A 22,734-nucleotide genomic window follows, 5' to 3' on the forward strand; every position below is an offset into this window, starting at 1 on the left:
GAAGTCGAGACACTTTGGGGAAGCGTCGGCCTTCGAGGTGTCTCGACTTCGCTCGACGCCAACGGGCTTTATGACGCAGCGTTGTCTACTACCTCAAGCCGCATACCGCTGCCGGCCGCTCCACGCCTGCCCGATTTTCTCGAAATAGCGCGTCATGCTGTCGACGCCATTGTCGGTGAGCCGCACGATCGAGCGGCGGCGGTCGCGCTCGTCGATGTAGCGTTCGGCGAGGTCGAGCTGTTCGAGCAGCGCGATCATGCGGAGCCCCGACGACAAGGGCACCCCCGCGCCGGTCGCGAGATCGCTCGCGCTCAGTTCGCGGCCGTTGGTCTTGGCCAGCATCAGGTCGAGCATCATGTCCCAGGTCGGCCCGGTCAGCTGGGCGCTGCCGAAATGCGCCTTGCGCGTGCGGCGCATCTGCAGGCTGAAGTTGAGCTGCTCGATCAGGCCCGGGACCGGCGCGTCGATACGATCCTGCTGTGACACGGCCGGCACTTGCGCGCTATGCCCCGTCGCCAGCATCTCCTGTATCTGGTCGATCCGCGATTTGATTTCCGCAATTTCAACATTCGAAAATTGCTGCATGACTTGGGACCCCTGGGGGCGCCGCTAGGCGGTCGCCCTCATGTCACCGTTCCGTTTGGCCGATCCCGCCGCGTACATGATCACGAACAGGATCGGATAGGATATATATATCGAAAGCAGCGAATAGGGGCGCGCCAATATCTCCGAAAACATCAGCTTCTGAAGATGTCCGAAAATCGCGATCAATTGCCAGCCGGTGATCCAATAGGGCCAAAATCGGTCTGTTTTGAAGGCGATATACCAGAAACTTCCCAAGACGATGAGGTCGATGACGAAGATATTGAGTTCGATATTCGTCCATTCCGGAACGGGTGACACCAATGTGGAGCAGACCGATGCGATCAGTGCCGTATACGCCGCCCAGCGTTCCAGGGGGCCGCCGCGCCTCATCGCGACGGCCACCGTGCCCAGCAAAACAGCGTAATAAATCGCAACGGCCCACATGTGGCGTATTTCTACCCTTCGCGGTTATCAGCCTGCCTTGGCCAGCGGCGCCGCTGCCACCAGGTCGTTGCTGCCTTCGTCGAGCGTCGCGCTCGCGGGCTTCACGCCGGCGCCGAACATGCGGGTGCCGAGGCCAACCTCCTTCTGGGTGACGCTGAGCGCGAGATGCGCGTCGGTGAGCAGCTGGCGAACATCGCCGGCGGCGGCGAGCGCATGCGCGACCTTGGCCATCGCTTCCTGGCCGACGATCGCCGACATGTTGGTGTCGCGGCGCACGGTGGGCAGCGTCGCGGCGAGGTTCGCGATGCGGATCATCGCCTCGTCGATCGCGTCTTCGGCCTGGTGGAGCTCGGAAGCGATCTTTTTCGCGCCGGAGAGTCGTTGGTTCAGCATTTTCTTGGTCCTTGGAAAAGGAATGCTACCGGTTCCCCCCGCCAGCATTCATTCGAACGTCAGGTCAACCGACCAAGTCCGACAAGGATCGAATAGAGAGCGGAGAATGCCAAAATCGTCACGAAGGCGATCAAGATTGGCCAGACAATCCTTTCCAACAACCCATGCCGATTGATCGGCTGGGACTTGGTCGGGAATGGCAGTCCGATGTTCAGAACCTGCCACGCCGACCTTTGCCCCGGGTCGCCTTCGTCGCCGGCGACGCCGTCCGAAAGGTAAAGCGATTGATATGTCAAAGGCTGATAAGGGGTAACATCGTCGAAGACACCGTTACGAGCCAATATAGTTGCGGCCTCCACACGATTGGAAACATTAAGCTTTTTTAAAGCGCGTCGAACGCGCTCGTCGACCGTGTGCGGCGACACGTTCATCAGCCGCGCGATTTCCTTGGAATTTTTATGCTCGAAAACATGCCGCAACGTTTCGATCTGCGCGGCCGACAGCAGGCTGAGATAATTATCGGGATCGCCTTGCACGGATCGGGAATAATACATCGGGGGTCTAAATCAAGCTGACTAACTAGGTACGACGGGTCGCACGCGCCGCAGCCGCCGCTGCGAGCGCGCGGCGACGCCGCATGCCTGTCCCGACGCTGCATAATCTGTCTTCATGCCAGTCTCCGCTCGTTGCGCCCCTATCGGCGGAAGCCGATTATTATGCTCTCAACACCGTGAATCACGAAGGGCCGCCGAACGCAAGCCCGATGTGACACCGGGTGTCCCGCCCTGATCCGCGCCCACCGCCAGCAATATCGCTCCCAGCGGTCCGGCGTCGTTCTTCAGCGCCGGCGGACGGACGATACACGATAAAGCCGTAACGTCATAATCGGCGATATACTTCATTAACCTTTCACCGGCGCGATCGGTTGCACGCGCCAGCAGGCCCGGCTGACCCAGCGTGACGCTGCCGCCAACGACGATGCGATCGGGGGACAGGGTGAGCATCAGCGCGACGAAAAGTTCTGCAAGGTCCGATGCGGCCATTTCCCATGCGGGATCGGCAGGATCGACCGTCGCCGGATCGCGGCCGAAGCGCGCGCGCAGCGCCGGGCCGCTCAATAGCCCTTCGATGCAGTCACCGTGGAAGACGCAGACGCCGGCGAAGCGATCGCCGTCGGCGCGGCGCAGGCGCAGGTGGCCGATTTCGGGGTGGAGCCGACCGATCACCGGGCGTCCGCCGACGATCACGCCGCCGCCTACCCCGGTGCCGATCGTCAGATAGACGATGGTCTTGCACCCCCGCCCCGCGCCGAGCGCGGCCTCGGCGATGCCGGCGCCGTTGACGTCGGTGTCGAGCGCGATCGGACAGGCGAAGCGCTCAGCAAAGGCGTGCACGACGCGCGCGCCGGTCCAGCCTGGCTTGGTGGTATAAAGCATCGTACCATAGTCGGCCGCCGCGGGATCGACGCGGATCGGGCCGAAGCTCGCGATGCCGATCGCCGCCAAAGGCGCCGCATCGTCCCACGCCGCCAGCCGCGCGACCGCGGCGCCCAGCGTTTCGGCGGGGTTCGTCGTCGGCAGATTATGCTGTTCGACGATGTTGAGCCCGTCGGCCAGGGTGACGATGACCTTGGTCCCGCCGAGCTCGACCCCCGCGAAGCGCCCGGCCACAGGCGCGGCGGCCATCAGCCCGCGTCCCGCAGCCGCTCGCCGATCGAATTGGCGAAATGCTGTTCCATCGCGACGCGTGCGCGCGCGGGTTCGCGTGCCGCGATCGCATCGGCAACCTCGCGGTGCAGCGCCAGCGTCTCCTCGCGCTCCTCGGTCGTGGTGCGCTGCTGCCAGGCGCGCGGGATCGCGAGCGCCATCAGCTCCTCGAACGAACGCACGATCTGGTAGAAGAGCGGATTGCCGCTCGCCGCGGCGATCGTCTGGTGAAAGGCGGTGTCGGCGGCGGTGCGCGCCGCCTCGTCATGATCGACCGCCAGCCCGTGCGCCGCGGTCAGGATCGCGCGCGCCTGCTCCTCGCTGCGGTTCAAGGCGGCGAGTTCGGCGGTGCGCAGCTCGAGCGTGCGACGGACGTCCCACACGTCGGCGAGACTGACCTGCGCGGTGTTCACCGCATGCCCCATCGACGCCGCCATCACCGACCCGTCGATCGCGCCGACGCGCGGCTTGCGCCCGTTGCCGACATCCACCAGCCGCAGCGCCGCGAGCGCGCCGAACGCCTCGCGCATCACCGGGCGGCTGACCCCCATCTGCGTCGCGAAACTCCCCTCGCCCGGCAGCGTGTCACCGACCTTCAGGTCGTTGGTGCGGATATGGTCGCGAACGAACTCCATCGCGCGCTCGACCAGCGAGCCCCCCGCCGCGGCGTCGAGCATGCCGCTCATGCCGCCACCCCAACGCGGCGCATCGCGGTCGGCGCCATGCCGAAGCGACGCGAGAAGGCGCGTGTGAAGCTGGCGTTATTGAGATAGCCGCAGCGATAGCCGATGCTCGCCACCGGCAGGTCGCTCGCCGCGAGCATCTGCCGCGCCTGGCGCAGGCGGCGCTCGCTCAGCGCCTCGGCGACAGTGCAATGATAGAGCTCGCGGAAACCGCGCGTCAGCTTGTCACGGTTGATGCCGCAGCTCTTCGCGATGTCGTCGAGGGTTAGCTTTTCGTGCCAGCGCTCGTCGACGATGCGGCGGGCCGCGGCGATGCGCGCGATGTCGCTTTCGCAAAGGCTCGGCTGGCCATCGACCGGCACCATGCGCCCGGCGGCAAGCGCCGCGAAAAACTGGCAGAGCAGCTCGATCGAGCGCGCGAGGCGCAGCGTGTCGGCCGCGGGCGCGTCGCTGTCGGGCGCGAGGATCGACTGGCCGAGCGCGCGCAGGTCCGAGGGCAGGTACCAGCGCGCGTCAGGATCGGGAAGTTCGCCGAACAGGCGGCGGCACGCGCCGCGCGACACCGCGAAGACGAGCAGATGGTCGGTCGCCGCATCTTCGAGATCGCGAAAGGCCAGCGTGCTCACCACCGGCTCCTGGATCCCCCCGAAGCCGAGGATGATCGCATCGGGCGGCAGCAGGCGGCGATCGCAGCCCCCTTCCCCGACAAAACTCGTCATCTCGTGCGAAACGATAACCGCATGCTTGGTCGCCATGGCATTTCTCCCGCGACCGCCTATAGACCTATCTTACAGCTTTGGCAAGACCTATCTGACAGGTTCCGGCGCGCGCCGCATCGCCAGCCAGAAGGCCACGAAGGACAGCGCGCTGACGATCACGCCGACGAGCGCGAGCGCCTCGGCCAGCATCGCCTCGCCGCCCATCATCGCGCTGACGCGGGTGACGATCCACGGCGCGAGCCCGAAGCCGATCAGCCCCGCGACCGCGATGAACGCGCCGATGCACAGCCCGCGCAGCTCGTTCGGGATATAGACGGTGAGCGCGACCGAGACGACCAGCCCGGTCACCGCGCCCGCCGCCGAGATGATCCCGAGCATCACCGCGACCCCGGTGACGCTGGGCATGATCGGGAACAGCGCTGCCGGCACGCCGATCCCCGCCGCGATCACCGCGCCGAACAGCAGGCCGCCGCGGCGCCCGCTCTTCTGGCCCCAGTCGGCCGACAAGCCGCCGACGATCGCTCCCACGACCCCGGTGCCGAACAGCAAGGCGCCGACCCAGCCCGAAAAATCCTGCGGCGCGAGGCCGAAATCGCGCGAGAGCACGGGCGCGATCCAGACGGTGGCGGCGACATCGGCCATCACCACCGCGACCTGCCCCGCGAACAGCGGGATCAGGAAGGCGCGGCGCGACCAGAGTTCGTTTGCGACGACTTTGAACGGCGCGTCGGGGCTCGCCTCGACCTCGCGCCGTTCGGGTTCGCGCAGGAAGAGCAGCGGCAACAGCAGCAGCGCGCTGATCGCCGCGAGCGCGACATGCGCGCTCCGCCAGGGCGCCATGCCCTCTAACCATCCCGGTCCGGCGAAATCGGTGAAGAAACCGAACAGCCACCCGGTCAGTGCAAAGCCGAGCGCGACCCCGAGCGCCTTGCCCAGATTGACGATCAGCATCGCCCGCCCCCGCTGGTCGGCGGCGCAATAATCGGCGCAAAGCGACAAAGCGGCGGTCAGCGACCCGGTCGAGCCGATGCCGGTGAGCATCCGCGCCGCGGTGAGCAGCGCGGCATTGGGCGCAAAAGCGGTGAGCAGAGTGCCGAGCGTCCACAAGATGCCGAGCCCGATCGTCAGCCTTACGCGGTTGCGGCGGTCGACGAGGATACCGACCGGGATCGAGAAGAGCACCATCGGCACTGCCGCGCCCAGCCCCTGGATCAGCGCGAGATGATCGTCGCTGAGCCCCATTTCGGCCTTGGCGCTTTCCTGGATCGTCCCAAAGCTGCCGAGCGCGGTGAACGCCACGGTGGTGACCAGCGCGAGCAGCAGCAACGGCGCCGCGGCGGCGGAAAGCCGCGTCGGCGGCGCGAGCGGTTCGGCCTGGCTCGCCATCACAGCGCGAAGATCTTGCCGGGGTTGAGCAAATTCTGCGGGTCGAAGGCGCGCTTGATCAGCCGCATCTGCCCCACCGCATCGCCCAGCTCGGCGACGAGCCACTGCTGCTTGCCGATGCCGATGCCATGCTCGCCGGTGCACGTGCCGTCCATCGCGAGCGCGCGCTCCACGAGCCGCGCGTTGATCGCCTCGACTTCCTTCATCTCTTCGGGCGCATTCGGATCGATCGAGAAGACGACGTGGAAATTGCCGTCGCCGACGTGCCCCAGGATCGTCGACGGGATCGTCGAGGCCTCGAGATCGGTATAGGTCTCCGCGATACATTCGGCGAGCCGGCTCATCGGCACGCAGACGTCGGTCGCCCATCCGATCGCGCCGGCGCGCATGTTGACTGCGGCGTAATAGGCCTCATGCCGCGCGCGCCACAGCTTGGTGCGCTCCTCGGGCCGGTTTGACCAGGCGAAGTCGCTGCCGCCATTGGCCTCGGCGAGCATCTTAACCGTCTCGACCTGTTCGGCGACATGATTGGCGCTGCCGTGGAATTCGAAGAAGAGCGTCGGCGCTTCGGGATAGTCGAGCTTCGACCAGCGGTTGACCGCCGCCATCTGTTTCTTGTCGAGGATCTCGACGCGCGCCAGCGGTACCGCGCACTGGATCGCCTGTACCACCGTATCGACCGCGCCGGGCAGGGTCGCAAAGCTGCACACCGCCGCCGAGATCGTATCGGGCACCGGATGCAGCCGCAGCGTCACCTCGGTGATGATGCCCAGCGTGCCTTCGGACCCGACATAGAGCCGCGTGAGGTCATAACCCGCCGCCGACTTGCGCGCGCGGCGCGCGGTGCGGATCACCTTGCCCTGCGGCGTCACCACCTCGAGGCTCAGCACCGCATCCTTCATCGTCCCGTAACGCACCGCGTTGGTCCCCGACGCGCGCGTCGAGGCCATGCCGCCGATCGTCGCATTGGCGCCGGGATCGATCGGGAAGAACAGCCCCTGGTCGCGCAGGTGCAGGTTGAGCTCCTCGCGCCGCACGCCCGGCTGGACGACGCAGTCGAAATCCTCGGCATGCACCGCGATCACCCGGTCCATCCGGCTCATGTCGAGCGAGATGCCACCGTGGATCGCCAACGCATTGCCCTCGATCGAGGTGCCCGCGCCGAAGGGCACGATCGGCACGTCGGCCGCCGAACAGAGCGTCACCAGCGCGACGACCTCGTCGGTGGATAACGCGAAGACCACGGCGTCGGGCAGCACGGGCGCGAAATGGCTTTCGCTGGCACCGTGCTGCCCGAGCACCGCCTGACCGCGCTCGAAGCGGTCCCCGAACCGCTGTTCGAGCGCCCCCACCAGATCGGCGGGGAGCGGCTTTCGTCCCCCCGGGTAAACCGTCCCCGCCACGGTCAGAACTTCAGGCTGGCGCGCACGCCGTAACGGCGGCGGTCGCCAGTGATGCCGAGATCCGAAGCCGGCAGGTTCGCCAGCTGGAGCGTCGTCTTGTCGATGTAGCTTTCGAAATATTCGGTGTTGAAGATGTTGTTCCCGAACAAGGCGACCTCGACCGGCCCGGTGCGGTACGCGATCGACGCATTGGTCAGCCAATAGCTGTCGAGGAAGGTCGGCGTCGTCTCGTTCAGCGTCGCGGCGAGCCGCTTGCCCTTGCCGACCAGCCCTGCGCTCAAGGTCAGATCGCTGTCGCCGCCGGTCTCGATGCGATAGTCGCTCGAAAAGCTCGCGAGCCAGTCCGGCTGAAAGGTCAGCCGGTCCGACGACAGCACGCGGTCGGTGGTCGCGGTATAGGCGTCGGTGTTGGTGAGCCGCGCGTGCATCAGCGTCAGGCTACCGCGGAGCGTCCATGCCTGCACCGGCCGCACCATCGCTTCGAGTTCGAGGCCATAGCTTTCGACGTCGCCGGTGTTGAGATCGACCGTGACCAGCCCGCCGCCGTTCGCCGGCGCGATCGAGTTCAGGCCGATATAGTCCTTGTAATCATTGTAGAAGACCGCGCCCGACAGGTTGAAGCTGGGCGCGGCATATTTGGCACCGACCTCGTACGTCCAGGCCGAGTCGCCCTGATAGGTGCGGAAGGGCGCGGTCGGGGCGTTGAAGCCGCCGCCGCGATAGCCGCGCGCGACCGAGGCATAGGTCATCAGGCCATTGTCCCATTTGCGCGTGACTGTCAGCTTCGGCTGCCATTCGTTCGACTTTATCCGCGCCTCGGGCAGCGGACCGCCGGCGCCGTTGATCAGCACCGTGCCGTTGGCGGCGCGGTTTTCGCGATCGTAGCGCAGACCCAGCGCGACTTCCCACGCGTCGGTCGGTTTCCAGAACAGGGTGCCGAACGCGGCATAGGTGTCGGCGCTCGTTCGGTTGGTCGTCGTGCGGACCAGCCCGAAGGGGATGATGTTGGTGACGTCGAGCGCGCGCGTGTTCTCGCGGCTGTAGAACAGCCCGAACAGCGACGAGAATTGGTCCGACCATTGACTGTCGAGGCGAAGCTCAACGGTTTTGGTGCGCAGCTCGTCGCTGCCGGTCGAGCGCGCGATGTTGAGCGGACCGAAATCGACGTCATTGTCCGCGGCGCGACCGCTGCGCGCATCATAGGAGCCGATCAGCGCCAGCGTCGAACCGATCGACTCGATCGGCAGCTCGAGCTTGGCGTTGACGCCGCGATAGCGGAATTTCACCCGCTGCAGCGCGTTGAACTGGATGTCGCGCGAATAGTCGCGCGGGCCGGTGACGCGGGCATAGGGCGTGTTCACGCCGTCGACCCAGTCGTAATAGCCCTTCACAGTGAAGGTCATCGCATCGCCCGGGGTGAAGCGGATCGTGCCATTGAGCGAGTCGGTGTTCAGCGGATTGGCATCCTCGTTCAGGATGACGTTGGTGAGGAACCCGTCCTGTTCGCGGTGCGCCGTGGCGACGCGGACCGCCAGCACATCCTCGATCACCGGGCCCGAAACCGAGCCGGACACCATCCAGCTGTCGTCGGGGCCGGCATAGCTGCCGTTCGCGCGCACTTCGAGGTCGTTGCCCGGCTGGCGCGTGATGACATTGATCGCGCCGCCGAGCGTATTCTTGCCGTACAGCGTACCCTGCGGCCCGCGCAGCACCTCGATCCGGTCGACGTCGACCAGCGGGTTGTTGAGATAGGCGGTGTTCGGCTGATAGATGCCGTCGATGAACAGGCCGACGCCGGGCTGCACGCTCTGCACCAGCGTGACGCCGACACCGCGGATCGAGACGAAGGCGCGGCCGCTGCCGTCGCTGTTGATGTTGAGCCCCGGCGACAGCACCGCCGCCTCGCGCACCGAATTGAAGCCGCGCGCGACCAGCGTGTCGCCGGTGATCGCTGTGACCGCGATCGGCACGTCGCTCAGCGTCTCGTCGCGCTTGCGCGCCGTGACGACGATGATGCCGTCATCCTCGCCCTCGGCAGTCGCCGCGGCGGGCGTTTCCTGCGCATGGACGGGCGCCGCGGCGAGCATGGTGGCAAGCGCGAACGACGAGGCAATGGCGAAACGATATTTGGTCATCAGGCATCTTCCCCAAAAGAGACGGTCGCGGCCGCCCTGCGGTAACCTATCTGACAGCTTTTAGACCTATATGAAAGGTCGGCGATTGTGCCGATCGGCAGAGGGATTTTGCTGGGCTTATCTCACCAACAACTATACCCACCATCGGCCAGCACGATGCTTCCCGTCATCAAACTCGCCATGTCCGACGCCAGGAACAGGATCACCGCGGCGACCTCCTCGGGCTCGCCGAGCCGCGCCTGCGGAGTGCCGTCGATCCAGCGCTTATACATCTCCCCCTCCTTGTCGGCGAAGGCATTGAGCGGGGTCGCGATATAGGTCGGCGCGACCGCATTGACGCGCACGCCGCGCGGCGCCCATTCGGCGGCGAGGCTCCTGGTCAGCTGGTGCACCGCCGCTTTCGACGCATTATAATAGCTTTGCGGCTGCGGGCGGTTGACGATGACGCCCGACATCGATCCGACGTTGACGATGCTCCCCTGCCCCGCCGCCAGCATGTGCCGCCCGAAAGCGCGCGCGCACCAGAAGCTGCCGTTGAGATTGACGTCGAGCACATTGAGCCAATGCTCGTCGGCGACATCCTCGGCCGCGGTTTCGCTGCGCGCGATTCCGGCGTTGTTGACCAGGACGTCGATCCGCCCCTCGCGCGCGAGCATCGCATCGGCGGCGGCGGTGACCGCCGCGCTGTCGGTGACGTCGAGCTGCTCGGCAGGGACGGTGTAACCCTTGGCCGCGAGCTCGGAGACCGTGCGTTCGAGTGCTGCGGCATCGCGATCGGCGATCGTCACCCGCGCCCCGGCCTCGGCGAGCGCGTCTGCAGCACAAAGGCCGATCCCTTGCGCCCCGCCCGTGACGAAGGCGGTGCGCCCATCGAGGCGCAATTTGTCGAGATACATCGGCCTACTCCGGAACGAAGGCGGCGGCTGGCATCACCGGCTCGGAAATCGCTTCGCCGCGTTCCAGCTGGTAGACCTGCCGGTCGGCGCCAAACTCGGCCCACGGCAGTGATCCATCGCGCGCAAAGCCGACCCAGATCTTATGCACCCGCTCGGAAAGATCCTGCGGCGGTGCCTCACCTGCCAACCCCTTGGGGCCCGTCGCAGTCGCCAGCGTCTTAAACACGAAAGGCAGCTCGATCCCGTGGCACGCGCCCAGCTCGCCCCCGCAAGCGGGCGAGCGCCAGTCGAACTCGTACATCCACGTCTTGCCCCGGTGCGCCGCGGCATATTGTCGCGCGGGCCAGCGGAAGACGAGGTCGTTCATTGCGTCGGTCAGCGCTTGTCCCGGCCGCACACCCTTCTGCTTGTAGCCATAAGCGAGCAACGCTCCCTTGGCGTCGGGCATCGAGCGCCCGAGCAGCCAACGCGCGAACAGCCCGCCGATCTTCCGCTTCACGCCCGTAGGCACGAAATAAAGGTTCATCTCCTCGGTATTACTGCCGATCAGCACCTCCACGTCGCTTCCCGCCCCCTTGCGCAAAGCATCGTGCGGTTTCTCTGGCAGCACATCGTCGCCGTAGACGGGGATGAAGCGGCTGATCCCATAGACCGGCTCGCGCCCATCCGCATCACGCAGGTCGATCGCCCAGGGCTTGCCGAGCTTCTCGATCGCGGCCGTCGCCGCCGCGTGCGGCACGCTACGGAACCCGTCGGCGTCGGGGCTGACCTTGAGCAGCTTGGCGAGCTTCTTCACCAGCCGCTGCGCCACCGCGACATCGCGCACCATCGCGCCATGGCCGCTCTCGACGATCGCGCGCGCGAACAGCCCCTTCGTCAGCGGCGAGGTGACGAGGTCGGCGATCGCCATCGCCCCCGCGCTCTCGCCGAAGACTGTGACATTCGCCGGATCGCCGCCGAAGGCCGCGATATTGCGCTGCACCCAGCCGAGCGCGAAGATCATGTCGCGCAGCCCCAGATTGGTCGGCACGTCCGGCACGGGCAGGAAACCGTCGATCCCCAGCCGATAGTTGATCGCGACGCAAACCACGCCCGAACGCGCGAATTCGGATCCGTCGCTGACCGGCGCATCCTTGCTGCCGACCACGAAGCCGCCGCCGTGGATGAAGACCATCACCGGCGCGGCCTTGGCGTCCTTCGGCGCCCAGACATTGACGCGCAGATAATCGCCGTCGCCGCCGTCCGAACCGCTGCCGACGAGAGGCGCGATGTCGATCGCGGGAAAGTCACGGATCACATGCGGCGCGGTCGGCCCCGGATCGACCGCATCGCGCACCCCGTCCCATGCGGCGACCGGCTGCGGCAGTTCGAAGCGCTGCGGCGGCGCGGCATACGGAATGCCGAGATAGCGGACGATGCCCCCGTCGGCGCGGCCGCGCAGTTGGCCCGCCTCGGTTCGGGCGATCGGATCGGTCGGAGTCGCGTCGGTCATGCCCCAAGGGCTATCACGCCGCGCCGCCGCCGGGCAGCGGGCGATGCTGTGCCCTTCGCCGGTTTGACTATGCCAGCGCGCGGTCGCGCGCCGCCGCAGCGCTCGCCACCTCGCGCTCGGCCTGGGTGAAGCCATAGGCGGGGATGATCGCGCCGTCGCGCTCCGTCACCTGCGGCAAAGCCTCGATCAGCCGCTGCCCCGCATCGGCGCCCGCGCCGATATACAGGCCCTGCGACAGGCCGATCTCGGCCGCCGCGAAGTGCCCCGCCCCCGCACACAGGATCGTCCGCGTCGGCGCCGCGTCGGCGACGAGCAGCAGCAGCGCGGGACTGACCAGCGCGGGATCGAGCGCCGCGAGGCTCTCGTCCGCCAGCACGCCTTCGGTCATCTGCGTCGCCGCGGTCGGCGCAAGCGCGTTGACGCATATGCCATATTTCTCGCCCTCGATCGCCAGCGTCTGCATCAGCCCGACGAGCGCCATCTTCGCCGCGCCATAATTGGCCTGGCCGAAATTGCCCCACAGCCCCGACGAGGAGGTGGTCATCACGATGCGGCCATATTGCTGGGCCCGCATGACCTCCCACACCGCCTTGCAACAGATCGCCGCGCCGACCAGGTGGACGTCGACCACCAGCCGGAAATCGTCGAGGCTCATCTTGGCGAAGCTCTTGTCGCGCAGGATGCCGGCGTTGTTGATCAATATGTCGATCCGGCCCCAGCGATCGAGCACCTCGGCCACCATCGCCGCGACCGCGGCCTCGTCGGTCACCGAACCCGCGACCGCGAGCGCGGTGCCGCCCGCCGCCGCGATCTCACGCGCCACAGCCTCGGCAGGCTCGAGCGCCAGATCGTTGACGACCACCGACGCGCCCTGGCTTGCCAGATAATGCGCATGCGCCCGGCCGAGCCCACCCCCGGCACCCGTCACGATCGCCACGCGGCCGCCTAGCGGCGAATCCGGTTCCGATGTCGTCATCCCGCAAACTCCTTCATTCACTCTCTGGTTAGTTAATGTTGATCTTGCTACGCGGGCGGCCAGGAAGCGCACGCACGCCTCCTTACCGCCTCAGGCCGGCTTGCAGATCTGCAGGAAACCCGCGGCCATGAACGAGGCCATGCGCGCCTTGATCGCTTCGAAATCCTCGGACTTGCACACGCCGCCCGACAATTTGTCGATGCGCCCGGTCCGCGCTAGCGTGACCATCAGCGCCCCGGTGACGAAATGATAGCCCCAGAAGATATCGCGCTCGGCGCAGTCGGGCAGCGCCTTCTTGAGCAGGTCGATCAGCCGCAGCACCACCGGATCGAAATGGCTGTCCATCAGATCGGCGCCCCATTCGGGGGTGTTCGCAACCAGCGCGCCAAGCGCGCCGTAATTCTTCCACCCCTCGCCGCCGTGGATATACAGGTCGAGGTCGGTGTCGAGAAAGGCGTGCAGCGCACCCTCGACCGTCGGTTTGCTGCCCGCGGCCTTCTCATAATCGTCGAGCGCCTTCATCCGCCGCTCACTCGTCACCACCGCGCGCCGCGCGAAGACCGCGTCGAACAGGCTCTTCTTGTCCTCGAAATAATAGTTCAGCAAAGTGTGGTGCACGCCGACGCGCTTCGCGACATCCTTCAGCGTCACGCCGTGCAAGCCATGCTTCGAAAAAAGATATTCGGCCTCGTCGAGCATCTGCTCGATCGTCTCGGCGCGCTGTTCGGCCTTGGTCGACCGCTTCCGCACCTTCGCCTGTTCCACCACTGGTCCCAAATCCGATCCCCGTTCTTCGCCGCCGCGCGACGATGCTCTTTCAATAGGCTCCATAGTCGTTCCTGAGCCGAATCTTATCGATTTTTCCCGTCGGCGCCAGCGGCATGGCGTCGAGCCGCACGACGGCGTCGGGGATCCACCACGGCGCCACGCGTCCACTTAGCGGCGCGAGCAATTCGGCGTCGTCGATCTCCTCGCCACCGCGCATCTCGACCAGCAGCACCGGGCGCTCGCCCCATTTGGCATCCTGCCGCCCGATGACGGCCGCCAGCGACACCTGCGGCAGCGCCCCGACCACCGCCTCGATCTCGGCGGGGTTGATCCATTCGCCACCCGATTTGATCAGATCCTTGGCGCGGCCGGTGATGATCAGATTGCCCCTGGCGTCGATCCGCGCGAGGTCGCCGGTCGGGAACCAGCCCTCGGCATCGGTCGCGGGCGCCTCCTCGCCGAAATAGCGGTCGACCACCGACGCGCCGCGCACATACAAATGCCCCTCGCCGCCGCGCTGTTCGGGCAGCGGCGTGCCGCCCGCATCGGTCAGCCGCAGGTCGACGCCGATCGCCGGCCGCCCCGAAACCGCAGCGCTGCGCAAAGGGTCGCCCGGCGGCGCGATGACGCCGAGCGGCGACAATTCGGTCATCCCCCAGCTCGTCTGCACCGTGACTCCGATCCGGCTCTCGAGCCGCGCCATCAGCGCCGGCGCCATCGGCGCCCCGCCGACGATCAGGCGCTTCAGCGACGGCAATTCGCCGCCCACTGCTTCGAGGTGCTCGACCAGCCCGAGCCACACCGTCGGCACCCCGACCCCGATCGTGACGCCCTCCGCGGCAATCAACCGCGCGAGGCTGGCCCCGTCGGCCTGCCGCCCTGGCAGCACCAGCTTGCCGCCGACCGCGGGGAGCGCGAAGGGCAGGCCCCAGGCATTGGCGTGGAACATCGGCACCACCGCCAGCACCGCATCGCGGCCGGTGAAGGCCATGACGTCCGCTTGCAAGGAGCGCAGCGTGTGGAGGAAGCTGCCACGATGGGTGTAGGTCACTCCCTTGGGCGCACCGGTTGTGCCCGAGGTGAAGCAGAGCCCGGCGGGCGCGGTCTCGGCGAAATCGCCCCACACCGCCCCACCCGGCGCATCGGCGATCAGGTCTTCGAGCGCGGCGACGGGCACACTCGCCCCACCCTCGCCCGCACCGTCGATCAGCAATATCCGCTCCATCCCCGGCGCGCGCTCGGCGATCAGCTTGGCCAGCGGCAGCAGGTCGGCGCTCGCGGCCAGGATCTTCGCCCCCGACTGCACCGCCATCGATGCGAGCTGCGGCCCGGTCAGCCGCGGGTTGAGCGTGTGGCACACCGCGCCCATGCCCATCACCGCATACCAGAGCTCGACATGCGCCGCGCTGTTCCACGCCAGCGTCGCGACGCGGTCGCCCTGTGCGATCCCGAAGCCCGCGAGCAAAGACGAGATCGCCATGCTGCGTTCGCGCAGCATCGCATAGCTGACGCGCGCCACGCTGCCATCCTCGCGCGCGCTCGCGACCTCGGCCTCGCCGTGCCAGCGTGCGGCATGGTCGAGGAAGCGGTTCAGCGTCAGCGGATAATCCTGCATGCTACCGTCGATCATGGACAATCGGCGCCTTTGGCCAGCACCGGCGAGAGGATGCCTGTGTTCCAGTTCCAGGCGATATTGCCCGCGGCGCGGCGGCGGCACATCACCGCCTCGTGCAGCCGGTACATGCCGGGCATCAGCCGCACGCCGGGGCGCGGGATATCGGCGAAGGCGAGGAAAGCGGCATCGCTGCCATAGGGCCTCCAAGCAGCCTGCCCCGCCGCCTCGGGCTTGCCCGTGCGCGCAAAGGACACCCAATAATCGCCCATGGCGGCGGCGAAGCGCTTTTCGGCCACCGTATCGGGGATCTTCGGCCAGTAGGGCGGCGTGTCGGTCGCAGTGCCAAAGACATAGGGAATTTCGGCCGCATGAAAGCCGTGCAGCCCCGCCTCGCTCGCCGCGGGATAGCCATGGTCGAAGAGGTAGAGATAGGCATTCTGCCCGAGCCCGCTCTGCTTCACCGCGAGCCGCTCCGAGGTCCAGCCGTACAGCGCATCGCGCGTCGTAGCGATCACCGCCTCGCCCAGATCCTTCGCGGGATAGAGCTTCAACCAGCCATCGGCGAGGTCACCATAGCGCTCGCGGATCGCCGCTTCATAGACCGCCGCATTGGCAGGGGCCGGCGGCGCCAGCATGCGCAGCGATCGGATCTCACCGATGTTGAACCCCGCGATCATCGGCACCGGCGCCTGTTCGCCGCGGTCGAAGCTGTCGACCAGCTGGCGCGGCAATATCTTGCCGTCGATCGTGCCCCACGGGAAATAACCCGCCTTGAGCGCGCCATCGTTCAGAGCCGTCGCGTCCATCGCGCGCAGCGCCGCGAGGTCGGCAGCGCCAAGCGCGGCGGCGACCTTCGTCCCCATCGTCTCGGCGGGAACCTCCCCATGCCGCGCCTCGCGCAGCGACGGCGTCGAGATCATATAGGCACTCTGCGCGATTGCCTTGTGGAACAGCCCGCGCGCCTTGGGCGCCGTCATCAGATACATGACGCTCAGCGCGCCCGCGGACTCGCCCGCGATGGTGACATTGCCCGCGTCGCCGCCGAACGCCCCGATATTCGCCTTCACCCATTCGAGCGCGGCGATCTGGTCGAGCAGCCCGTAATTGCCCGACACGCCGTCGGGCGATTCCTTGCTGAGTTCGGGGTGCGCCATATAACCGAGCGCGCCGAGCCGATAGTTGATCGACACGATCACCGCGCCGCGCGCCGAGAGCTTCGCGCCGTCGTACATCGGCTCGTGGCTATAGCCGTTGGTCAAAGCCCCGCCATGGATCCAGACGATCACCGGCGCATCCTTCGCACCCTCGGGCGCCCAGATGTTGAGCGTCAGGCAATCCTCGGACATCTTGGCGGGCGGGTTGGTGTAGATGCCGATCGCGGGCGGGCGCGGCTGGATGCACGCGGCGCCGAAGCTCTGCGCCTTGCGCACGCCCGGCCAGGCGGGGAGCGCCACCGGCGGCTTCCAGCGCAGCGGGCCCACGGGCGCCTCGGCGTAGGGAATGCCCTTGAACACGCTGAGCTTGCCGACCGATTTGCCTTCTACCGTCCCGGCTGGCGCCTCGACGGTCGGCGCCGCAAGCGCAGGCACTGCGATCGCCAGCCCCACCGCCGCCATCGCGCTCGCTGTCGCCTTCATGCCAAGGCCTCCTGCCGGCGGAGCCGCGCCGCGAGCCACAGGAACAGCCCGATCGCGACGATGTAGAAGGGGGTCAGCGTGTAGAGCGCCGATTGCAGCCCATGCGCCTCGCCCTGCGCGGTGAACCAGTCGCTCGCGAAGCCGACCCACGTCGGCCCCAGCCCCAGCCCGATGAAATTCATGATCAGCAGCAGCAGCGCGCCCGCCAGCACGCGCTGGTTCGGCTTCACTTCCTCCTGCACCAGCGCGACCGAGGCAGAGAGGTAGAAATAGTTGAACACCATCACCACGGTGAGCAGCGCGAGCGCCAGCGGCCACCCCGGCGCCCAGACGAAGGCGAGATAGAAGGGCATCGCGACGACCAAAGACAGCGCCGGCGCGATCGCATAACCGGTGCGCGATTTCTTGACCATCCGGTCGATCACCCGGCCAGAGACGATCATCCCGCCGCCCATGCCGATCAGCAGCACCAGCGCGTACCAGATCGCGACCTCGCCCAGCTCCATCCCCTTTTCGCGCATCAGGAACAGCACCGCAAAATTGCCGAGGCCGTAGGTCACGAACTGCGTCGCGCCGCCGCCGAGCGCGGCGAGCATCAGGATCGGGTGCGACAGGAACATGCGCACCGTCGGCCAGAAGGCCGCCTTGTCGTCCGCAGGCGCGGTCGAAACAGCCGCCGCCGCGTCGGTCGCCCCGCGCCTCGGCTCGCGCACCGTCAGCCACACGACCAGCGCTGTGACGATCCCGATCGCGCCCACCGCGATGAAGGGGATGCGCCAGCCGAATTTCTCGGCGATCGCCGCGCCGAACGCCACGCCCGCCGCCGCGCCTATCGCGGGGCCGAGGTTGAAGATGCCCAGCGCCGCGGCGCGCTTGCCCGGCGGATAGGTGTCGGTGATGATCGCATAGGAGGGCGGCACGCCCCCCGCCTCGCCGAAGCCCACGACCATGCGCGCGATCGCGAGCTGGGTATAGTTCGCGGCCATCCCGCACGCCACGGTCGCCCCGCTCCAAACCGCGCAGGCGACCGACAGCACGCCGACACGGCTCGTCCGGTCTGCGAACCAGCCGACCGGGATCGCGATGAAGCAATAGAACATCGCGAAATAGAGCCCGCTGATCAGCCCGAGCTGGCCGTCGCTAATCTGGAGCGCGTCCTGGATCGGCTTCGCCAGGATCGACAGCAGCTGCCGGTCGAGGAAGTTCAGCACATAGACGAAGCAGAGCATGCCCAGCACGAAGCCGGGCCGTGCGGCCGACCTCGTAGCGGAAGGCGGGCGCGTGTCGGTCGCCACGGCTTAGAGGCTGTAGCCGAGGCGGATGCCGAAGGTCCGCGGCCGCATCGTGCCGAAGCGGCTCACCAGAAAAGCCTCGGGGTGGATATAGGTGATCGAATGATCGTCGAAGAGATTTTCCACGTAAAGCTGCGCCGACAGATCGCCCTTTTTGAGCCCGACGCTCATATTGACGTTGCTGTACGCGTCGGTCTTGCCAAAGGTCGACAGCGGAACATTGGGCGCGCCCGGGGTGTTCGGGAAGCTGCTGTTGTAAGACCCGATATGCTGGGCATTGACCGCCAGCATCGCGTCGACGTCGGACCCGATCTTGAAATTATAGCTCATATAGGCCGACCCCTGGATCCGCGGCGCCGACAGCCGGTGCCCGAGCACCGCGCCCGAAATCGCCGCCTCGGCGGGCGAGAGCCTGGTGATCTTGCTGTCGTTATAGGCGCCGTTGAAGCCGATCGACCAGCCCGTGGCGGGAACCACCGCTACCTCGAACTCGAACCCCTTGCTCTGCGCCGCGCCGATGTTGGTCGCGAACTGCACCGAGTCCGACACGCGGTTCGCCTGCGCCTGTATGTTGCTCCAGTCGATCAGGTAGAAGGCGGTGTTGATCGACACGCGCCCGCCGAGCCAGCGGCCCTTCGCGCCAACCTCATAGCTTTTCAGGCTGTCGGAGCTTGCGCCGAAAGGAATGATGATGTCGGTATCGTCGACAAGGCTTGGCCGTCCCGCAAAAGCATTGACGATCGGGGCGCGAAAGCCGGTCGCAAAGGTGGCATAGGTGGTCAGCGTGTCGCTGGGTTTGAACGTGGCGCTCGCTTTCCACGACGGCTTCGATCCCTTGGCCTTGAGACCTGCGGCTGCCGCATACGCGGTGAAGGTCGAAGGGTCGAAGTTCACGGGAATGTTAAAAAGCGCATAGGTGTAATAGTTGAACCCAGCGGCCGTCGCCAGATAACCACCCGCCTCGGTGAAGCTCTGTGCCGAAGTTTCGCCATAACGCATGCCGCCGGTCAGCCAGAATTTATCCGAAAAACGATAGGTGAGCTCGCCAAAGCCCGCGAGTTCCTCGCTAATCGAGTGCGTATATTGCTTCTGGAAATATTTGTCGGGGAGCCCCGTAATTCCGCGCGCTGCCAAGAAATCGAGGTTGGAGCGATAGAGGAAATCGACGTCGCGGCGACGATTCAGATAGAAGCCGCCGAGCACGAACTGGAACGGCCCGTCGAGCGTCGAGGCAAGCCGCGTTTCCTGTACGAACACCTTGTCATAAGCGTCGGCGTCGAGCCCGAAGGCGATCGGCGCCCCGGGGAAGGATCCCGGCGGGAAGGTGCCCGCGAGATCGACATAGAAGCGCTGGTCGAAATCCGAATAGGTCGACGAGCTGGTGAGCTTGGCAAAGTCGAACTCATAATCGATCGTCGCGTTCGCAATCGCCTGCTTGCCGGTGAAGCGGTCGGGCTCGTCCGAGATACGCTTGTTGCGCCCCAGCGACGGGCTGGTCAGCGAGCTGTCCTTGGGATTGCTGTTCTCATAGCTGCCGAGCAGCTTGATCGACAGCCGGTCGGTGGGTTTCCACATCAGGATCAGCCGACCGCCATAATCGATCAATGTGTTCGAATTCTTCACCCCCGTCCCGACATTGTCGAGATAGCCTTCCTCGTTGCGGTAGAAGCCGACCGCGCGCACCGCGAGCTTGTCCTCGACCAGCGGCACATTGACCATTGCATTATAGCGCTGGCGAAAGCTGTCCGAGCCGGTCAGCCCGAAATCGACGAGCGCCGCGGTGTCGAAATCATTGAGGTCGGGGCTCTTCTGCAGGATGCGCATCGCGCCCGAGAGCGAGCCCGAGCCGAAGAGCGTGCCCTGCGGCCCGCGCAGGAACTCGACGCGCTCGACGTCGAACAGGTTCGGATCGACGACGGTGGTGTTGCCGATCGTCGAGACCGGCAGCTCGTCGATATAGATGGCGACCGAGCTCTGCAGATTGGCGTTATAGCCGTTGGTCGCGATGCCGCGCGCGGTGAAATTGTTGAAGTTGGCGGTCGGTTTGTTGAGCACGACGCCCGGCGTCTCGCGCCCGATACCCTCGTAACCGACGATGCCCTTTTCGGTCAGCTCTTCCTGCGAATAGGCCGAGATGCTGAGCGGCACGTCCTGGATGCGCTCGGCGCGGCGCGTCGCGGTGACGATGATCGACCCGTCGTCGTCTTCGCCCTCCGCCTGCGGCGCGGTGGTGTCCGCGTCCTGCGCCATGGCAACGGCCGGAATGGTGAACAACGCCGTCGCAGCGACGGACGCCAAGAAGATTCCCCTCATCACGCTCTCCCATATCGCGCCGATCGGATGTCGGCATCGGAGGCGTTTATGCCCGTCGTTCGGGACCGAGTCAATATTCACTCTCACGAGTGTGAATATTATGGAGAGCGGCGATTTATGGATGAAGTTTGGCAGAAATCAGCCGTGAAACGGGATCGAATGGGCGCGCGCCATCGCCGCCCGGCCGGACCGGACGCGAAAAATCTCTGCGCTGATTCGCCCTTTAGTGGTCCGAAGCCCCCGCCGCGCCGATGCCGGTTTCGGCACGCACGCGCTGCGCCGGATAACCCGCCCGGTCGACCGCCGCCCGCCCGCTCTTGTCGGCGAGCGACACGAGCCAGATCGTCAGGAACGCCGCGGTCATCGAGAAGATCGTCGGCGAGCTATACGGGAAGGGCGCGCCTTCATAGCCCAGCACCGCCTCCCAGATCGCCGGCGACAATATCGTGAGCACGAGCGCCAGCAGCACGCCGACGAAGCCGCCGACCACGACGCCGCGCGTCGTGCAGCCGCTCCACAAGAGCGACATTACCAGCACCGGGAAATTGCCCGACGCCGCGAGCGCAAAGGCCAGGCTGACCATGAAGGCGACATTCTGCTTCTCGAACGCGATGCCGAGGATGATCGCGATCAGCGCAAGCACCGGCACGGTATAGCGCGAGACCTTGAGCTCGTCGGTCGAATTGGCCTCGCCCTTTTTCACGACCGAGGCATAGATGTCGTGCGACACCGCCGACGCCCCCGACAAGGTCAGTCCAGCGACCACCGCGAGGATCGTCGCAAAGGCGACCGCGCTGACGATGCCGAGGAAGACGTCGCCGCCGATCGCCGTCGCGAGGTGGATCGCCGCCATATTGCCGCCGCCCCGCAAACTGCCGTCGGGCATCAGATAATCGGGGTTCGACGCGACGAAAGTGATCGCGCCGAAACCGATGATGAAGGTCAGGATATAGAAATAGCCGATCCAGCCCGTCGCCCACAGCACCGACTTGCGCGCCTCCTTGGCATCGGGAACGGTGAAGAAGCGCATCAAAATGTGTGGCAGGCCGGCGGTCCCGAACATCAGCGCCATGCCGAAGCTGATCGCCGACAGCGGGTCCTTGATGAAGCCGCCCGGCCCCATAATCGACAGGCCTTTGGCCGCGGCTTCGTCGGAGCTGGCCCCGCCCGCCGCCGCGATCCCGGTTTTGATCTCGACCGCCTTGGCGAACAGCGCCTCGGGCGAGAAACCGAAGTTCCACAGCACCATGAAGGCCATGAAGCTCGCGCAGCCGAGCAGCAGCACCGCCTTGATGATCTGGACCCAGGTCGTCGCGACCATCCCGCCGAAGAGGACATAACAGGTCATCAGCGCGCCCACGATCAGCACCGCATAGGTGTAGGGCAGCCCGAACAGCAATTTGATCAGCTGCCCCGCGCCGACCATCTGCGCGATCAGGTAGAAGAGCACGACCGCGAGCGTGCTGAACGCCGCGAACAGGCGCACCGGGGTCTGCGCGAAACGGAAGCTCGCGACGTCGGCGAAGGTATAACGGCCGATGTTGCGCAGCCGCTCGGCGAGCAGGAAGAGCAGGATCGGCCACCCGACGAGAAAGCCCGTCGAATAGATCAGCCCGTCATAGCCGTCGGCGAAGATCTGTGCCGAAATGCCGAGAAAAGAAGCGGCCGACATATAGTCGCCGGCGATCGCCAGCCCGTTCTGGAACCCCGTGATGCCGCCACCCGCGGTGTAGAAATCGGATGCGCTGCGCACCCGCCCCGCCGCCCAGCGCGTGATGCCGAGCGTCGCGAGCACGAAGGCGCTGAACATCAGGATCGCGGGCCAGTTCGCCGCCTGCTGCTCGGTCTGCCCGGTCAGCGCGTCGGCCGCCGCGACCGCGGGCCAGCCGAGCGCCAGCACGATCAGCGCGGTACGGGTGATCGGAAAGCGGCTCATGCGCCATAATCCTTGCGCAGCGCGTCGAGGTCGCGGTCGAACACCTTGTTCGCGCGGCGGACGTAGACGGCAGTGAGCAGGATTCCCGCGACGATCACGCCGAGCCCCAATGGAATGCCGAGCGAGGTCACCCCCGGCCACAGCGGGCGCGCGAGGATATGCGGCTCGAAGGCGATCAGCAGGATATAGCCGAAATAGATGGCGAGCATCAGGATCGTCAGCCGCCAGCCGAAGCGCGAGCGCGTCGTCACCAGCCTTTGATAACGCTCGTCAGTCTCAATCGCGTGGACGTGCCCCGCCGTCTTGTCCTGCGACCCATATTCTTGTTCCAAGGCGCCTCTCCCTGCTTTGGAAC

Annotated in this window: 20 protein-coding genes; all 20 read right to left on the reverse strand. The window is 66.3% G+C overall.

The window, feature by feature from the left end:
- Window positions 1-93: 93 nt before the first annotated feature.
- A complete protein-coding gene (locus BWQ93_RS09115) occupies window positions 94-585 on the reverse strand; it encodes a winged helix DNA-binding protein (protein ID WP_077030271.1) in 492 nt (163 codons plus the stop codon).
- 24 nt (window positions 586-609) lie between these two features.
- Window positions 610-1,029, reverse strand: coding sequence for a hypothetical protein (locus tag BWQ93_RS09120; RefSeq protein ID WP_077030272.1), 420 nt, complete (start codon window positions 1,027-1,029; stop codon window positions 610-612).
- 27 nt (window positions 1,030-1,056) lie between these two features.
- Window positions 1,057-1,422: a hypothetical protein gene (locus tag BWQ93_RS09125; RefSeq protein WP_077030273.1), complete on the reverse strand. Its 366-nt coding sequence runs from the start codon at window positions 1,420-1,422 to the stop codon at window positions 1,057-1,059.
- Between the two features lie 59 nt (window positions 1,423-1,481).
- A complete protein-coding gene (locus BWQ93_RS09130) occupies window positions 1,482-1,976 on the reverse strand; it encodes a response regulator transcription factor (RefSeq protein ID WP_077030274.1) in 495 nt (164 codons plus the stop codon).
- Between the two features lie 168 nt (window positions 1,977-2,144).
- A complete protein-coding gene (locus tag BWQ93_RS09135; protein ID WP_077030275.1) occupies window positions 2,145-3,107 on the reverse strand; it encodes an ROK family protein in 963 nt (320 codons plus the stop codon).
- A complete protein-coding gene (locus tag BWQ93_RS09140; protein WP_077030276.1) occupies window positions 3,107-3,814 on the reverse strand; it encodes a FadR/GntR family transcriptional regulator in 708 nt (235 codons plus the stop codon). Before BWQ93_RS09140 ends, BWQ93_RS09135 begins: the two co-directional genes overlap by 1 nt.
- Window positions 3,811-4,566 carry a helix-turn-helix transcriptional regulator gene (locus BWQ93_RS09145; RefSeq protein WP_156878188.1) on the reverse strand — a complete coding sequence of 252 codons (756 nt, stop codon included), beginning with the start codon at window positions 4,564-4,566 and terminating at the stop codon, window positions 3,811-3,813. The genes BWQ93_RS09140 and BWQ93_RS09145 overlap by 4 nt, the downstream gene beginning before the upstream one ends.
- Before the next feature lie 51 nt (window positions 4,567-4,617).
- Entirely contained in the window at window positions 4,618-5,916 is a 1,299-nt protein-coding gene (locus tag BWQ93_RS09150; RefSeq protein ID WP_077030277.1) for an MFS transporter, read from the reverse strand.
- Entirely contained in the window at window positions 5,916-7,319 is a 1,404-nt protein-coding gene (locus BWQ93_RS09155) for an FAD-binding oxidoreductase (protein WP_077030278.1), read from the reverse strand. The genes BWQ93_RS09150 and BWQ93_RS09155 overlap by 1 nt, the downstream gene beginning before the upstream one ends.
- Before the next feature lie 2 nt (window positions 7,320-7,321).
- Complete coding sequence (locus BWQ93_RS09160) at window positions 7,322-9,454, reverse strand: TonB-dependent receptor (RefSeq protein WP_156878189.1); 2,133 nt, start codon at window positions 9,452-9,454, stop codon at window positions 7,322-7,324.
- Between the two features lie 122 nt (window positions 9,455-9,576).
- Entirely contained in the window at window positions 9,577-10,350 is a 774-nt protein-coding gene (locus BWQ93_RS09165) for an SDR family NAD(P)-dependent oxidoreductase (protein WP_077030279.1), read from the reverse strand.
- Between the two features lie 4 nt (window positions 10,351-10,354).
- Window positions 10,355-11,842: a carboxylesterase/lipase family protein gene (locus BWQ93_RS09170; protein WP_077030280.1), complete on the reverse strand. Its 1,488-nt coding sequence runs from the start codon at window positions 11,840-11,842 to the stop codon at window positions 10,355-10,357.
- Window positions 11,843-11,909: 67 nt separating this feature from the next.
- Complete coding sequence (locus BWQ93_RS09175; RefSeq protein WP_077030281.1) at window positions 11,910-12,818, reverse strand: SDR family NAD(P)-dependent oxidoreductase; 909 nt, start codon at window positions 12,816-12,818, stop codon at window positions 11,910-11,912.
- 90 nt (window positions 12,819-12,908) lie between these two features.
- Window positions 12,909-13,583, reverse strand: a complete 675-nt coding sequence (locus BWQ93_RS09180) for a TetR/AcrR family transcriptional regulator (RefSeq protein ID WP_232314776.1) — start codon at window positions 13,581-13,583, stop codon at window positions 12,909-12,911.
- A gap of 52 nt (window positions 13,584-13,635) precedes the next feature.
- Window positions 13,636-15,216, reverse strand: coding sequence for an AMP-binding protein (locus BWQ93_RS09185; RefSeq protein WP_077030283.1), 1,581 nt, complete (start codon window positions 15,214-15,216; stop codon window positions 13,636-13,638).
- Complete coding sequence (locus BWQ93_RS09190; protein ID WP_077030284.1) at window positions 15,213-16,838, reverse strand: carboxylesterase/lipase family protein; 1,626 nt, start codon at window positions 16,836-16,838, stop codon at window positions 15,213-15,215. The genes BWQ93_RS09185 and BWQ93_RS09190 overlap by 4 nt, the downstream gene beginning before the upstream one ends.
- Complete coding sequence (locus BWQ93_RS09195) at window positions 16,835-18,133, reverse strand: spinster family MFS transporter (protein WP_077030285.1); 1,299 nt, start codon at window positions 18,131-18,133, stop codon at window positions 16,835-16,837. Before BWQ93_RS09195 ends, BWQ93_RS09190 begins: the two co-directional genes overlap by 4 nt.
- A gap of 3 nt (window positions 18,134-18,136) precedes the next feature.
- Window positions 18,137-20,428, reverse strand: a complete 2,292-nt coding sequence (locus tag BWQ93_RS09200; protein ID WP_232314777.1) for a TonB-dependent receptor — start codon at window positions 20,426-20,428, stop codon at window positions 18,137-18,139.
- A 238-nt stretch (window positions 20,429-20,666) separates the two neighbouring features.
- Entirely contained in the window at window positions 20,667-22,379 is a 1,713-nt protein-coding gene (locus BWQ93_RS09205; RefSeq protein WP_077030287.1) for a cation acetate symporter, read from the reverse strand.
- The gene (locus tag BWQ93_RS09210) at window positions 22,376-22,711 is read right to left on the reverse strand and encodes a DUF485 domain-containing protein (RefSeq protein ID WP_232314778.1); all 336 of its coding nucleotides are present in this window, start codon (window positions 22,709-22,711) and stop codon (window positions 22,376-22,378) included. The genes BWQ93_RS09205 and BWQ93_RS09210 overlap by 4 nt, the downstream gene beginning before the upstream one ends.
- Window positions 22,712-22,734: the final 23 nt, after the last annotated feature.

This window comes from Sphingopyxis sp. QXT-31, assembly GCF_001984035.1.
Lineage (GTDB): Bacteria > Pseudomonadota > Alphaproteobacteria > Sphingomonadales > Sphingomonadaceae > Sphingopyxis.